This window comes from Vibrio alfacsensis (genome assembly GCF_019670485.1).
Taxonomy (GTDB): domain Bacteria; phylum Pseudomonadota; class Gammaproteobacteria; order Enterobacterales; family Vibrionaceae; genus Vibrio; species Vibrio alfacsensis.
Genome location: NZ_AP024165.1, coordinates 1166919 through 1182273 on the forward strand (window position 1 = coordinate 1166919; position 15355 = coordinate 1182273).

General features: G+C 44.7%; 10 protein-coding genes and 4 tRNA genes. 8 read left to right on the forward strand and 6 right to left on the reverse strand.

The genetic code is table 11. From position 1 onward, the window contains the following. Nucleotides 1-175 precede the first annotated feature (175 nt). From VA249_RS05300 to nspC, 7 genes are all read left to right on the forward strand, one after another. A tRNA-Cys gene (locus VA249_RS05300) sits at nucleotides 176-249 on the forward strand. A gap of 34 nt (nucleotides 250-283) precedes the next feature. Next, nucleotides 284-359: transfer RNA gene (locus tag VA249_RS05305), tRNA-Gly, on the forward strand. An 80-nt stretch (nucleotides 360-439) separates the two neighbouring features. Then, nucleotides 440-526: transfer RNA gene (locus tag VA249_RS05310), tRNA-Leu, on the forward strand. An 11-nt stretch (nucleotides 527-537) separates the two neighbouring features. Continuing rightward, a tRNA-Gly gene (locus VA249_RS05315) sits at nucleotides 538-613 on the forward strand. A 775-nt stretch (nucleotides 614-1388) separates the two neighbouring features. Then, nucleotides 1389-4280, forward strand: a complete 2892-nt coding sequence (locus tag VA249_RS05320; RefSeq protein WP_221069204.1) for a pyridoxal phosphate-dependent class III aminotransferase — start codon at nucleotides 1389-1391, stop codon at nucleotides 4278-4280. A gap of 18 nt (nucleotides 4281-4298) precedes the next feature. Beyond that, nucleotides 4299-5552, forward strand: coding sequence for a carboxynorspermidine synthase (locus tag VA249_RS05325; protein WP_005430654.1), 1254 nt, complete (start codon nucleotides 4299-4301; stop codon nucleotides 5550-5552). A gap of 147 nt (nucleotides 5553-5699) precedes the next feature. Next, nucleotides 5700-6833, forward strand: coding sequence for a carboxynorspermidine decarboxylase (nspC, locus tag VA249_RS05330; protein ID WP_221069205.1), 1134 nt, complete (start codon nucleotides 5700-5702; stop codon nucleotides 6831-6833). Nucleotides 6834-6947: 114 nt separating this feature from the next. On the opposite strand, the gene VA249_RS05335 is transcribed toward nspC, so the two are convergent. Both VA249_RS05335 and VA249_RS05340 read right to left on the reverse strand, forming a co-directional pair. Beyond that, the gene (locus tag VA249_RS05335; RefSeq protein ID WP_128811134.1) at nucleotides 6948-7460 is read right to left on the reverse strand and encodes a glycine cleavage system transcriptional repressor; all 513 of its coding nucleotides are present in this window, start codon (nucleotides 7458-7460) and stop codon (nucleotides 6948-6950) included. Nucleotides 7461-7709: 249 nt separating this feature from the next. Then, complete coding sequence (locus tag VA249_RS05340; protein WP_221069818.1) at nucleotides 7710-8612, reverse strand: DUF3943 domain-containing protein; 903 nt, start codon at nucleotides 8610-8612, stop codon at nucleotides 7710-7712. A 263-nt stretch (nucleotides 8613-8875) separates the two neighbouring features. On the opposite strand from VA249_RS05340, the gene VA249_RS05345 reads away from it, so the two are divergent. Beyond that, a complete protein-coding gene (locus VA249_RS05345; RefSeq protein WP_221069206.1) occupies nucleotides 8876-10108 on the forward strand; it encodes a CinA family nicotinamide mononucleotide deamidase-related protein in 1233 nt (410 codons plus the stop codon). Between the two features lie 89 nt (nucleotides 10109-10197). Here VA249_RS05345 and yfaE read toward each other — a convergent pair whose 3' ends face one another. The 4 genes from yfaE to ubiG form a co-directional block, all read right to left on the reverse strand. Further along, on the reverse strand, nucleotides 10198-10476 hold the full coding sequence (gene yfaE / locus VA249_RS05350) for a class I ribonucleotide reductase maintenance protein YfaE (RefSeq protein WP_128811132.1): 279 nt from the start codon (nucleotides 10474-10476) through the stop codon (nucleotides 10198-10200). Beyond that, a complete protein-coding gene (nrdB, locus tag VA249_RS05355; protein ID WP_128811131.1) occupies nucleotides 10476-11609 on the reverse strand; it encodes a class Ia ribonucleoside-diphosphate reductase subunit beta in 1134 nt (377 codons plus the stop codon). Before nrdB ends, yfaE begins: the two co-directional genes overlap by 1 nt. 82 nt (nucleotides 11610-11691) lie before the next feature. Continuing rightward, entirely contained in the window at nucleotides 11692-13974 is a 2283-nt protein-coding gene (gene nrdA, locus VA249_RS05360; RefSeq protein WP_211919557.1) for a class 1a ribonucleoside-diphosphate reductase subunit alpha, read from the reverse strand. A gap of 551 nt (nucleotides 13975-14525) precedes the next feature. Continuing rightward, entirely contained in the window at nucleotides 14526-15239 is a 714-nt protein-coding gene (ubiG, locus tag VA249_RS05365; protein ID WP_221069208.1) for a bifunctional 2-polyprenyl-6-hydroxyphenol methylase/3-demethylubiquinol 3-O-methyltransferase UbiG, read from the reverse strand. Nucleotides 15240-15355: the final 116 nt, after the last annotated feature.

Here is a 15355-nt window from a genome sequence, read left to right on the forward strand (position 1 = left end):
TTTTTTTAGTATTAAAACCAAGCAATTTACGGTGTTTCGAACAAATTGTGGTCAAACGATTTAAAAAACTAAAAATAGTGTTGACTCGAATGCTCGAATCCGTAGAATGCATCCCGTACCCAAGAGAGCACAGCTTGAAAGGGTGGTGAAAGAAGGTGACTTCATTCACAAAGATGGCGCCTTGGCAGAGTGGCTATGCAGCGGATTGCAAATCCGTGGACCTCGGTTCGACTCCGGGAGGCGCCTCCATTATTTTGAAAGTGAATGACTTTCGAGAATAAATGCGACACTAGCTCAGTTGGTAGAGCGCAACCTTGCCAAGGTTGAGGTCACGAGTTCGAACCTCGTGTGTCGCTCCAAAAATTTAAAGATATGGCTTTTTTAGCGGTATCGGATGGTGTTTTACTTTTCTGTAAAGGCATCACAAAGAAATTTGTGTGCCCTGGTGGTGGAATTGGTAGACACAAGGGATTTAAAATCCCTCGACGTTCGCGTTGTGCCGGTTCAAGTCCGGCCCGGGGCACCATCTCAAACATTGCGACACTAGCTCAGTTGGTAGAGCGCAACCTTGCCAAGGTTGAGGTCACGAGTTCGAACCTCGTGTGTCGCTCCAAACTTCAAAGCCCAGCATTTATGTTGGGCTTTTTAGTATCTGAACATTTGTCTAAATGTGCGTTCCATTCGTTGTTTTCCCAATCTCATCCAGAACAATACCCGTTCACCTCTGTCTGTTCTAATACACATCCCATACACTAGTAAGACTGGTCATAGTAAAAATTTGTTCATTTTTGCTTGTCAAAATGGCTGATCCGCGCGTTATAACATATTGATTAGAATCATTAGTTTGCTGAAATACATGCTTTTCTCAAGTGGCTTTCTCGGCATAACTCACTGCTTACGTATTATTCGGCTTAGTATCATTTATGAGTGATATGTGAAAAATTATTGCCAGATGATTTTAATTTGTGATAAATTTCCGCGCAATCTCGGAGCGTAATTATACGGCACATCTCTGGGGGATACGCGTAATGACCATTCAAGCTGATTGTGACATTACGTAGGGTAGGTATTGGCAAAGCCATTTGTCGATAGACGGGATACTAATGCTGTAAGTTCAGCATGTTTATGGGAAACCCAACATTGAAACTTTTTAACACACACACACTAATCAGCTTCATCTTACCGAAATGTCCAGTTCTTCAAAACGGGTGCATTACGGAGCCTTGATTATTCCTCAACATCGTTAAAAGTCTCGCTTACCTGAGACGGTGTATCTGTACCTGTCGTTTTGTTTCGGCGGTACGGAGTTGTATCTATTTCCTACTATTTAATGTTAATAAAAATAAATATAGGAAAGAGAATAATTATAATTCAAGGGACTATGTAGTATGAGCACTGCCTTTGAAGTCGATAATACTATCGCAAATTTCTTTTCTGCTCAGATTCCTATTGTTGATGGGGTTTATGATTTAACGCCGGATCAAATTTTGATTGAGCAGGAGGAACATGAATCTGAAGTTCGTTCTTATCCTCGTCGCTTACCGATTGCGATCAAACAAGCTTATGGGTGTTTGGTGGAAGATTCTCGAGGTCAAATCTTCTTGGACTGCTTAGCTGGTGCAGGCACGCTAGCTTTGGGTTATAACCACCCAGAAATTAACCAAGCACTAAAAGAGCAGTTGGATGCGGGCTTGCCGTATCAGACACTTGATATTGCAACATCGGCGAAAACGCATTTCATCAAGTCAGTGAAAGACTTTCTTCCTCAAGCTATGAGTGACAATTGTGTTGTTCAATTCTGTGGTCCGTCAGGGGCTGATGCCGTTGAAGCGGCGATTAAGCTCGCTAAACAAACCACGGGCCGTAACACTATGTTTGCTTTTCGTGGTGCCTACCATGGTATGACGAATGGCACCATGGGTATGATGGGTAACTTGGGCACTAAGGCTCGTCGTACCGGTTTGATGTCAGACGTACACTTTATGCCTTTCCCATACAGCTTACGTTGTCCATTTGGTTTAGGCGGTGACGAGGGCGCGAAAGCGAGTATTCGTTACATAGAACGTTTATTGAATGACGATGAGGCAGGCATCATGAAGCCCGCTGCGATCATTGTCGAGCCAGTACAAGGCGAAGGTGGTGTTATTCCTGCTCCTGCATTCTGGTTACGTGAGTTGCGACGCATTTGTGACGATCACGGCATATTGCTGATTTTCGACGAAATTCAATGTGGTGTTGGTAAGTCGGGTTACAACTTCGCATTCGAAGAGGCAGGTATTATTCCTGATATTTTATGTTTGTCTAAAGCAATCGGTGGTGGCTTGCCAATGTCACTATTGGTGATCAACAAACAACACGACACATGGAAGCCTGGCGAGCATACGGGTACTTTCCGTGGCAACCAACTTGCAATGGTCTCAGGTGCAAAAGCACTAGAAATTATCCAGCGCGACAACCTTGTTGAACATGCGAACGTTGCCGGTCAGTATCTACGCGTTGGTCTTGAGAGTATTCAAAAACGCGTTAACTGTATTGCAGATGTACGCGGCAGAGGTTTAATGCTTGGCGTTGAGATTAAACACCCAAGTGGCGAATTAAACAAGTTTGGTGAGCCTTTGTCAGATGGCCAACTTACTCTTGCTATTCAACGTGCGGCGCTTGAGCGTGGATTGATGGTAGAAAAGGGCGGCCGCGACGGTTCAGTCATCCGTTTCCTTCCTCCGCTCATTATCTCTTTCGAGCAAATCGATTTTGCCCTCCGAGTATTGGAAGACGCAATTATCGCGGCGGGTGGTAGCTACATTGAAACTGCCCCACAAGAAGAGTGGAAAAAGCATTTCATTCAAACCGGTGAACTTGGCAGCGCTGAATTTGCGTCTGTAATGAATCACACGACAGCAGCGATGAAGTCGGTATTCGAACAGGTGAACGCACCCTACTCAGGAATGGATCCTAAATTACTCGAAGCGGCTATCAATTCGGTTGATTTGGATAACAAGAACGCATCACTAAAATCGGTGATTGATGATGCGGCTGAGCTCGTTGCAAAGAATGCGATTTTCACCCAACATCCAGATTGTATTGCTCACCTACACACACCTCCTTTAATGCCAGCAATCGCAGCCGAAGCCATGATCGCGGCATTGAATCAATCGATGGATTCATGGGATCAAGCATCGTCAGCGACTTACGTTGAACAAAAAGTGATCGGCTGGCTGTGCGATAAATACGATCTAGCTAAGCAGGCCGACGGTATTTTTACTAGCGGCGGTACGCAAAGCAACCAGATGGGCTTAATGCTGGCGCGTGACTGGATTGCAGACAAGCTAAGCAGCCACTCAATCCAAAAATTGGGTCTTCCTGATTACGCGGACAAACTTCGTATCGTATGTTCGAAGAAATCACACTTCACGGTTCAAAAGTCAGCATCTTGGATGGGACTGGGTGAGAAAGCCGTGATGACTGTAGATGCGAACGCTGACGGTACAATGGATGTTACTCAGTTAGATCAAGTTCTAACCCAGGCGAAGTCAGACGGTCTGATCCCATTCGCCATTGTTGGCACGGCGGGCACGACCGACCACGGTGCCATCGACGATCTCGATTTCATTGCTGATATGGCCGCGAAACATGAGATGTGGATGCACGTTGATGGTGCTTACGGTGGCGCATTGATCCTAAGTAGCCACAAATCACGCCTGAAAGGTGTAGAGCGTGCACACTCGATCAGTGTCGACTTCCACAAACTCTTCTACCAAACAATCAGCTGTGGTGCGTTGCTGGTGAATGACAAGTCGAACTTCAAGTTTTTACTTCATCATGCGGACTACCTAAACCGTGAACACGATGAGCTGCCAAACTTGGTCGACAAATCCATCGCAACCACGAAGCGTTTTGATGCATTGAAAGTCTTTATGACGATGCAAAACGTGGGTCCTAAAGTACTTGGCGATATGTACGATCACTTGTTAGCACAAACACAACAAGTGGCTGACATGATTCGCGCACACGATCAGTTTGAACTTCTGGCTGACCCAGCACTTTCTACGGTTCTATTCCGCGCAACTAATGCACGCACAAACAACGCATCTGCAGATTTAGATGAACTGAACAAAGCATTGCGTCTTGAAGCGTTGACTCGCGGTATCGCAGTTCTTGGTGAAACCATCGTTGATGGTAAGACCGCTCTTAAATTTACGATTTTGAATCCTTGTCTAACGACAGCGGACTTTGAATCTTTGCTCTTGAAAATCAACACGCTAGCAGTTGAGCTAGTTTAATAAAGGTAACGGAAAACTATGGCAGTTCTACAGATTGGTGCAGGCGGCGTTGGTTGGGTTGTTGCACATAAAGCAGCACAAAACAACGACGTTCTGGGTGATATCACAATCGCATCACGTACTATCGGTAAGTGTGAGAAGATCATCGAATCGATTCAGAAGAAAAACAACCTGAAAGATTCAGCTAAGAAACTAGAAGCGCGTGCAGTGAACGCTGACGACGTAGATTCTCTGGTTGCTCTTATTGAAGAAGTAAAACCGGATCTCGTAATTAACGCGGGTCCTCCGTGGGTTAACATGCCAATCATGGAAGCGTGTTACCGAGCAAAAGTTTCATACCTAGACACATCAGTAGCGGTTGACCTATGTTCTGAAGGTCAGCAAGTGCCTGAAGCTTATGATTGGCAATGGGGCTACCGTGAGAAGTTTGAAGAAGCGGGCATCACGGGTATCCTAGGCGCGGGTTTCGATCCTGGCGTAGTATCGGTATTCGCGGCGTACGCAGTGAAGCATCTGTTTGATGAAATCGATACGATCGACGTAATGGACGTGAACGCAGGCGACCACGGTAAGAAGTTTGCAACCAACTTTGACCCAGAAACGAACATGCTTGAGATCCAAGGCGATTCGTTCTACTGGGAAAACGGTGAGTGGAAACAAGTACCTTGCCACTCTCGTATGCTAGAGTTCGATTTTCCGAACTGTGGTTCACACAAAGTGTACTCAATGGCACACGATGAAGTTCGCTCAATGAAAGAATTCATCCCGGCGAAACGCATTGAATTCTGGATGGGTTTCGGTGACCGTTACCTAAACTATTTCAACGTAATGCGTGATATTGGCCTACTAAGTCCAGAACCACTAACGCTACACGACGGTACAGTCGTTCAACCTCTACACGTGTTAAAAGCGATGTTGCCTGATCCAACGTCTCTAGCACCTGGCTACACTGGCCTAACGTGTATCGGTACTTGGGTTCAAGGTAAGAAAGACGGTAAAGAGCGCAGCGTGTTTATTTATAACAACGCGGACCATGAAGTCGCGTACGAAGACGTTGAGCACCAAGCGATCTCTTACACGACAGGTGTTCCTGCGATCACAGCAGCGCTGCAATTCTTCCGTGGTAAATGGGCTGACAAAGGCGTGTTCAACATGGAACAGCTAGACCCAGATCCGTTCCTAGAAACAATGCCAACAATTGGTCTAGATTGGCACGTTCAGGAATTGGAGGCAGGTCAAGGCTTACCGCTGATTCACGAACTGAACAAATAAGTTTTGTTATTAAACTTGTTTAGATAATTCGAGCAGTCATAGTCAAAAGCCGTGACTGCTTTTGTCGTATTTGAGTTTAACCCCTCCCGGTCTCCTTCTCTTAAAGGGGACGCTAAAGGGGTTAACGTGTGATGAAAATGGTTAGTTATGAGTAAAGAGCAACTTAAAACCCCGTACTTCATGATCAATGAAGATAAGCTGATTGAGAATCTTGAGAAAGCGAAGCAGCTAAAAGACATCTCCGGCGTGAAGTTAGTGCTCGCACTGAAGTGCTTTTCCACATGGGGTGTATTTGACATCATCAAGCCTTACCTAGATGGCACAACCAGCTCTGGCCCGTTTGAAGTAAAGCTTGGCTACGAAACCTTTGGCGGTGAAACACACGCATACAGTGTGGGTTACAGCGAAGATGACGTGCGAGAAGTCGCGGATATCTGTGACAAGATGATCTTCAACTCTCAATCGCAATTAACCGCATACCGTCATATTGTTGAGGGCAAAGCGTCGATTGGCTTGCGCTTAAACCCAGGTGTGAGCTACGCAGGTCAAGACTTAGCGAACCCAGCACGCCAATATTCTCGTCTCGGTGTGCAAGCAGACCACATCAATGCAGAAATTTTCGATGGTATTGATGGGGTAATGTTCCACATGAACTGTGAGAACAAAGACGTCGATGCGTTTATCGCCTTGTTAGATTCTATCTCAAAACAGTTCGGTGAATATCTCGATAAACTGGATTGGGTCAGCATGGGCGGCGGAGTGTTCTTTACGTGGCCGGGCTACGACATCGAGAAATTGGGTCTTGCACTGAAAGCTTTCTCTGAAAAGCACGGCGTACAAATGTACCTAGAGCCAGGTGAGGCAATCATCACTAAGACCACGGATCTTGTTGTGACTGTAGTAGACATTGTTGAGAACGTGAAGAAGACGGCGATTGTGGATTCGGCAACGGAAGCACACCGCTTAGATACGCTGATTTATAACGAGCCAGCATCGATTCTTGAAGCGGTAGAAAATGGTGCGCATGAATACGTCATTGGTTCGTGCTCTTGTTTAGCTGGTGATCAGTTCTGTGTGGCGAACTTTGAACAACCACTGGAGATCGGCCAGCGTCTGCATATTCTAGATAGTGCGGGTTACACCATGGTGAAGTTGAACTGGTTTAATGGCTTGCGTATGCCATCTGTGTATTGCCAACGTTCAAATGGTGAGATTCAAAAGCTAAACGAATTTGATTACTCAGATTTCAAACGTTCGTTATCTCAGTGGACGGTGAAATAACCACTAATCCACCCGCTGGAAACGTAAAAAGAGCAGCGATGGCTGCTCTTTTTTGTGCTTCGTGAATAACTAGCTATATGAGATATCGTTTGAAAATATTCTACAATCCAGCGATTAGCTTTCTACAATCACGCGAGTGTCTTCACTTAATGATTCAAGCTCATTCACCACGTCATCGAGTTCAAGTTCACTTGGTAGTTTGATGGCCAGTTTTGCGCTAAACAAACTGGAACTTATACCACCGCCGCCGGCAATGAATACTCGCTGACAGTCCATATCAAGTATAGATATACCTTGGCTATCAAGTACATGAGTGATCTCGTTGACGATGCCACCGCGGTCATTGGCATCTAAACGTAACTGAAATATCGTCTCTTCACGGTGTGAATGAGGGCCGGAGTCGACGAACTTCACGACTAGGGTTTGACAAGCAGAGAACGCGTCTTTTACTGTCTCGGCGTTTTCTTCAGGAAGCTCAATTTTAATCACGCCAGCCACTTGGTCTTCAATAAAGTTCACTTTACTGATTAACCATTTGCCCCCATTTTCATGTGTGACCGCCGCAAGTTGTTTGATGGTCGCAGGTGAAGCCTGACCGACGAAGTTTACGATAAATACAGTGTTCATAATGTCCCCTCCCAGTTAAGGTTTGGACGCGGCACGCATTTACGCATCGCTGAAGTGATTGGAACTTAAGTTATTGGAATAAGTCCTTTTATTTCAGTGTAGGTGCTGAGAGAGGGTAATGTTTGATAAAGGTCAATTTTTCACACTAATTCGTGACGCAAATAATGAAAACTACGCTTAGGGCACAAAAAAAGCAGTCCGGAGACTGCTATTTGAATGTGTTTCTTTGCTTTAAATATTCTCAATCACTTAGAAAGAGACTTTCATCTCAAAGCCATAGAATTGGCGATCGTAGCTTGCTCCAGCGTTCATTGCGAATTTAGCCGCATCCTGGTTACCAAACCAAGGAGAGGAGGCGAACTGGAATTCTGCGCTGCCGCCCCAAGCGTCTGACACCCAGTAGTGAATATGGCCGACAGGGTTTAGGAAGAATAGTGATACATCACCCATGGTTTCTGATCCCATGACTTCTCCACCGCCAGCGATAATATCTTGTTCTGCGCTGAGCATCATTTCACCGACCACTGCACCGAAAAATGGCGTAATGAAAATATCTTGCCATGATGGCACTTCGGCAAACGCTTCTACACCATATTCCCAAAAGAATGTCGACATCGTTGCAGAGTATAAGAACGATTCGAATTCGTTGTAACCTGCGTGACGTGCTGCCGTGTAGTACACACCACCAAAGTATGGGTGCATGATGTAGTTAAGAAAGTGTTCATCACGATCCCACACAGGACCACTTGATACATTGTCTTTCCACTTACTGCCGAGCTTACTCATGTCACGATCATCGTCGTCCCATTTGGTAATACTTTCTGGTAGAAACGTCATCAAACCAACAGTCGCAACACTTAGACCTAAAATGGTGTAAGTTTGCCCCATAAGGTAATCCCAATCTTTGTCTTTTGGGACAATAAGATGTTTCGGTTGAAGACCAGCATCAAGATCAAGTGAGTCATTGCTATCCAGTCCCATTGCGAAGCGGCGATTTTGAGGTTCGAAGCTATACAGCGTGGTCGTTTCGCAGTAACCTGACAAACAATCAGGTGTGTAAGAAAACTCACTATGGCGAGTCATATCATATTGGCTAGCGTTTGCAGCTGCAGACGCTGTCAGTACGAGACCGCTAAAAGTCTTCTTGAACATGGATGATTTTGACACAGAGGTCTCCGAGTTGTTGGTTTAATGATCTGGCGCACAATTATCCCTTAAAAGCACAGCCATGAAAATAGTTGACCTAAATTTAATCTCAACAAATAGATATACCTAAGTGACTTTAAGGTGCAGAATTCTTGTTGAAAGGCATCGGTTTAGGTTGCTTAGGTATAAGAGATTAGTCTAATAAAATGAAAATGATATAGGCATAAAGTCGAAAAAAAGTGAATGTTGCCCAATTTCAGGAGTCAGTTGTGAAAATTGCTATGCTTAGTACCGGTGAAGAAGTGCTTCACGGTGATATTGTTGATACGAATGCGGCGTGGTTATCTAGCTTGTTTTATCAACATGGTTTTGGCTTAACCAAACGCTCTACAGTCGGTGATAAACTATCTAGCCTAATCGAAGAATTCCTGATGTTGAGCTTCAATAATGATGTTGTGATCGTTAATGGCGGTTTAGGTCCCACGACGGATGACATGAGTGCAACGGCAGCGGCAAGAGCGGCTGATTGTAAATTGGTACTGTTTAGAGAATGGTTAGAACACTTAGAAGCCATGTATGCTCGACGTGGTATTCCTATGCCTGACAGCAATTTAAAACAAGCTATGTTGCCCGAAATTGCGGACATTGTAGACAATCCTATTGGTACGGCTTGTGGCTTTAAGATGCTGATCAACGATGCGATATTTTATTTCACCCCGGGTGTACCGAGTGAATTTAAACTTATGGCTGAAACTCAGGTTTTACCGGATTTAAAGAAACACTTCCCTGAAGTGGAAAGCTCGTCTTGTAGTCGTATTTACACGTTTGGACTTTCTGAATCCGGGATTTCAGATACGCTTGACCAAATGAAACTTCCTCAAGGTTACGAACTGGGTTATCGCTCTTATTTGCCATTTATTGAAGTAAAATTATTTGGTCCATCGAATCAAGTAGAACAGCGCGTGAAGCTCATGCAGATTATTCACAAGCATCTTGAAACCAATACCGTGAGTGTCGATATGCCCATGGTGGATCATGTTGGACAACTGTTGGCGGATAAACGGTTAACATTGTCAGTTTCTGAAAAGAGCAGTGCAGGGCACTTAACCTATTGGCTCAACGGGAACGAAAACATAGCAAAACAATTTGGTCATGGGTGGGTGTTGTCGGGTCAGCATGCTACGATTTTGGATGAAAATGATCCGCTTGCTGCGACATTTGCGTTTGCCGGTGCTACGCGTGAGAAATGCGGGACAGACTTAGCGTTGGTGACGGGAAATATTGACGATAGTGTCTTTTCTGTGGCGCTCTCCACAGAGGCAGGAGAGTGGGGGGCATTGTATAAGCTATCAAGAAAGTATCAGCGTGATGACCAGGTGAAAGTTATTAGTGCAGTGGCGCTCGACTTGCTAAGACGCTACTTGGAACGCAAACCGATGTCCGCTCGATATGCGTTTCTTGAGACAGTGAAAGAGATGCACATTCCGAATAGTGCGCTTTAAGCGATGCTCAACTTGCAGATTTACAGATACACAGATAACAAAAAGCCAAGGCAATCGCCTTGGCTTCTTAGTATTCACTAGAACTAAACTTATGCGCGTTTTTCTTTCATCGTATAGTTAACACCGCTCAGTGAAACACTGGATTTTGCTTTACAGATACAAGGCAGAATTTCATCCGCTTGTGTGTAAGCCATTGCAAAACCAACATACTCCACTTCGCCAGACTCCAGCTTACAGCGGCAAGCACCACAGTGACCATCGCGGCAATTGTATTCAGGCAGCAGACCAGCTTGTTCCATCGTCTCCAAAATCGTATTGGATGGATTGGATTCAATGCTGATAAGTTTGTTGATTTTGATTGTTGGCATTACAGCTCAAATCCTTCAAAGTCGTTAGCGCTGATCTCATTATCAATTTGACCAACAAGGTAAGAAGAGATTTCTGCTTCTTGTGGTGCAACTTGAACGTTATCTGATGATAACCACGCATTAATCCAAGGAATAGGGTTTGTCGTTGCGTTAGGGTATGCCGCAGGTAGGCCAACCGCTTGCATACGAATGTTTGTGATGTATTCAACGTATTGGCTTAGGATGTCTTTGTTTAGACCGATCATAGAGCCGTCTTTGAAGAGGTATTCTGCCCACTCTTTCTCTTGCTCTGCCGCTTCTTTGAATAGGTCAAAACACTCTTGTTTTGCTTCTTCTGCGATTTGCATGAAAGAGAAATCATCTTGGCCGTTACGCAGCAAGTTAATCATATGCTGAGTGCCACTCAAGTGCAGCGCTTCGTCACGAGCGATGAGCTTGATGATTTTTGCGTTGCCTTCCATCAGCTCACGCTCAGCGAAAGCAAATGAACATGCGAAACTTACATAGAAACGAATAGCTTCTAGTGCGTTCACAGACATCAAACAGATGTAGAGTTTCTTTTTCAACTCGTAAAGGCTGATCTTAACTGTTTCGCCGTTAATAACATGCGAACCTTCGCCGTAACGATGGTAATCGTTCGTTGTTTGGATCAAGTCATCGTAGTAGTGCGCGATGTCTTTTGCACGCTTTAGGATGTGCTCGTTCTCAACAATGTCATCAAACACGACACTTGGGTCGTTCACGATGTTGCGAATGATGTGCGTGTATGAACGAGAGTGAATCGTTTCAGAAAATGACCAGGTCTCAATCCATGTTTCTAGCTCTGGCAGAGAAACAAGTGGAAGAAGCGCAACGTTCGGGCTGCGACCTTGGATTGAATCTAGGAGCGTTTGATACTTCAAGTTTGAGATGAAGATATGCTTCTCGTGATCTGGCAGTTTGTTGTAGTCAATACGGTCGCTTGACACGTCAACTTCTTCTGGGCGCCAAAAGAAAGATAATTGCTTTTCGATCAGCTTTTCAAAAATTTCGAACTTTTGCTGGTCGTAGCGTGCAACGTTAACGGATTGACCTAGGAACATTGGTTCCTTTAGTTGGTCATTTTTGTTCTGGTTAAAAGTACTGTAAGCCATAATGCCTCAATTCCTTTTAAACCTCCCCGTAGAGGGAGGTTCTCGATAATTTGGTTCTGTGGATTGTTCAGTGTCGGGAAGATTAAATCTTACAACCGCCGCCTGCACAATCATCATCTTGCGGTTGAACCGCGTCTTTCTGGTCGTCTTTCGCGCCATCGCGTGTGTTATGGTAGTAAAGTGTTTTTACACCAAACTTGTACGCAGTGAGTAGGTCTTGAAGTAGTTTCTTCATTGGTACCTTACCACTTTCGTAGCGTGACGGATCGTAGTTTGTGTTTGCAGAAATCGCCTGGTCAATGAATTTTTGCATGATACCAACAAGATGCAGGTAACCATCATTCGCGCCAATGTTCCACAGCAGTTCATAGTTATCTTTAAGCTCTGTGAAATCAGGCACAACTTGTTTCAAGATGCCGTCTTTTGATGCTTTCACTGACACATAACCACGTGGTGGCTCAATACCGTTTGTTGCGTTAGAGATCTGAGAAGAGGTCTCAGATGGCATTAGCGCCGTCAACGTTGAGTTGCGTAGACCATGTTCCATGATCTCTTGACGTAGGCTATCCCAGTCGTATTGCAGAGCTTCGTCACAGATTAGATCAACGTCTTTTTTGTACGTGTCGATTGGTAATAGCCCTTTCGCGTAGTTCGTTTCATGGAACAGTGGGCATTTACCTTGCTCTTTCGCAAGTGCTACCGATGCTTTCAATAGATAATATTGAATGGCTTCGAATGTACGGTGAGTCAGACTGTTCGCACTGCCGTCAGAGTACTTCACGCCATTCTTCGCTAGGTAGTATGCGTAGTTGATGACACCTACACCTAGAGTACGGCGGTTCATTGTTGACTTATAAGCAGCCGGTAGTGGGTAGTCTTGGTAATCAAGCAGTGCATCTAACGCACGAACAACAAGTTCAGACAGTTCTTCAAAATCGTCTAGAGACTTGATCGCACCAAGGTTGAACGCAGAAAGCGTACAAAGTGCAATTTCGCCTGAATCATCTTCAACGTTAGTCAATGGCTTCGTTGGCAGTGCAATTTCCAAACAAAGGTTAGATTGACGAACAGGCGCAACTTCAGAGTCAAATGGGCTGTGAGTGTTACAGTGGTCCACGTTCTGAATGTAGATTCGGCCTGTTGAAGCGCGCTCTTGCATCAGCAGCGTGAACATTTCGATCGCTTTAACCGTTTCTTTCTTGATTGCAGGATCATTTTCGTATTGAACGTATAGGCGTTCGAATTCTGCTTGGTTCTCGAAGAATGCGTCGTATAGACCTGGTACGTCAGATGGTGAGAATAGCGTGATATTGCCACCTTCAACCAAACGTTGGTACATCAGTTTATTCAACTGAACACCGTAGTCCATGTGACGAACACGGTTCTCTTCAACACCACGGTTGTTCTTAAGAACCATCAGTGAGCGAGCTTCACCGTGCCATAGTGGGTAGAATACTGTTGCTGCACCGCCACGAACACCACCCTGTGAACAGCACTTAACGGCGGTTTGGAAGTATTTGTAGAATGGGATACAGCCCGTGTGGAATGCTTCACCACCACGGATTTCAGAACCTAGCGCACGGATACGACCCGCATTGATGCCGATACCAGCGCGTTGAGAAACGTAACGAACGATTGAGCTCGCCGTCGCGTTGATAGAATCGAGGCTATCACCACACTCGATCAGTACGCATGAACTGAACTGACGAGTAGGAGTACGTACACCAGACATGATTGGTGTAGGTAGAGATATCTTAAATGTTGACGTCGCATCGTAGAAACGCTTGATGAAGTCAAGGCGCGTTTCTTTCGGGTAGTTTGCGAACAAGCAAGCAGAAACGAGAATGTAGAGGAACTGAGCACTTTCGTAGATCTCGCCTGATACACGGTTCTGAACGAAGTACTTACCTTCCAACTGTTTTACAGCAGCGTAAGAAAAGTCGAGATCGCGCTTGTGGTCGATGTACGCATCAAGTTCATCGAGTTCTTCTTTTGTGTAGTCTTCCAGAATGTGGCTGTCGTACTTACCTAAATCCACAAGGCGAGATACGTGGTCATACAAAGCTGGTGGCTCGTATTGACCGTACGCTTTTTTACGTAGGTGGAATACCGCTAGTCGAGCAGCGAGATATTGATAATCCGGAGTCTCTTCTGAAATCAAGTCTGCAGCAGATTTGATCATCGTCTCGTGGATATCTGACGTGGTAATACCTTCGTAAAATTGGATATGTGCGCGCAGTTCTACCTGAGACACCGAAACGTTATTTAGACCCTCTGCGGCCCAAGTGATCACTCGGTGGATTTTTTCCAGGTCGATACTTTCTTTGCGGCCATCACGCTTAGTGACGGTAAGTTTTTGGTTCATTCTGCTTTATTTCCCTAAGAAAACTGATAAAAGCCGTATTTTTGTTGGTTTATGTGCAAAACTTGTAAAAGTTGCGGCGGCTTTGTGATCATAGTCTATCTATATATTGTAGCTGAAACACAAGATATAGGGGTTAACTGGATTTCGGGTTACAAGATAGTGCTATTGTGCCAATTTATCAAGGTGCAGCTTTTGGATGACTTGTGGATAACTAACAAAAAGAAAAAAAACAGTAAGTGAATACTAACCGATGAGAAAAGGGCTCACTTGAAAGGGGAAAATGTCACTTTTCAGATCGGTTCATAAATAACCGCATGTAAAAATATTTTCCTTGATCTTTGATAGTTTTTGTTTGTTAAAAATGGAGTGGTTAAAATGGAATCTAGTGCACTTTTTTTCTTCAGAAATTGACAAAAAAAGCGGCGCATTTGTGCTACCGCTTTTAGTGCATAGCATACTTTACAAGACGGAGTCTTTCACCCAATGAGTAAAGTTGATGGCGAGCGCTTTAACTTTTGACGTTCACTTTCGTCTTTAGAGAACGCTCTCACTTATAGTGAACACTTCGTGGTGTGCACGATGTAATTCACATCCACATTACGCCCTAGCTTGTAGTTGTCATTTAGAGGGTTGTAGTGCAAACCCGTAATGCCCATTTCTGTCAGATCAGTTTGGTCGATCATTTTCATCATTTCGGCGGGCTTGATGAATTTCTCATGATCATGAGTGCCCTCTGGGACAATCTTCAACAGCTTTTCTGCCCCAACAATAGCAAATAGATACGATTTAATATTGCGGTTTAATGTTGAGAAAAATACATGACCACCTGGCTTGACCAGGGTTGCACACGAACGAATGACAGAAAGAGGATCTGGCACATGTTCAAGCATTTCCATGCACGTCACCACATCATAACTACCGGCATGTTCTGCAGCGTGTTCTTCGATCGTACTGCGAATGTAATCAAGCTTAGTGCCTGTTTCTAGTGCATGCAGACGAGCAACTTCTAACGGCTCTTTGCCCATGTCTAAACCCGTCACCAATGCGCCTTCTTTTGCCATGCTCTCAGCGAGAATACCGCCACCACAGCCAACATCGAGCACTTTTTTCCCAAATAGGCCATCTGCTTTGTCGAGAACGTAGTTTAAGCGAAGCGGATTAATTTGATGCAGAGGCTTAAACTCACCCTCTAGATCCCACCAACGAGAAGCCATCTCTTCGAATTTCTTAATTTCACTTGGGTCAACGTTTTGTGCTGTTGTCATGATAGTTATATCGCTTCGCAAATAGTCCTTTGGAATGCGATATTATACTCTAATGGTACGATACGTTAAAACTGCTTCTTCTCTCACAATCGCAACAGAGGAGATTTTTGAACGGT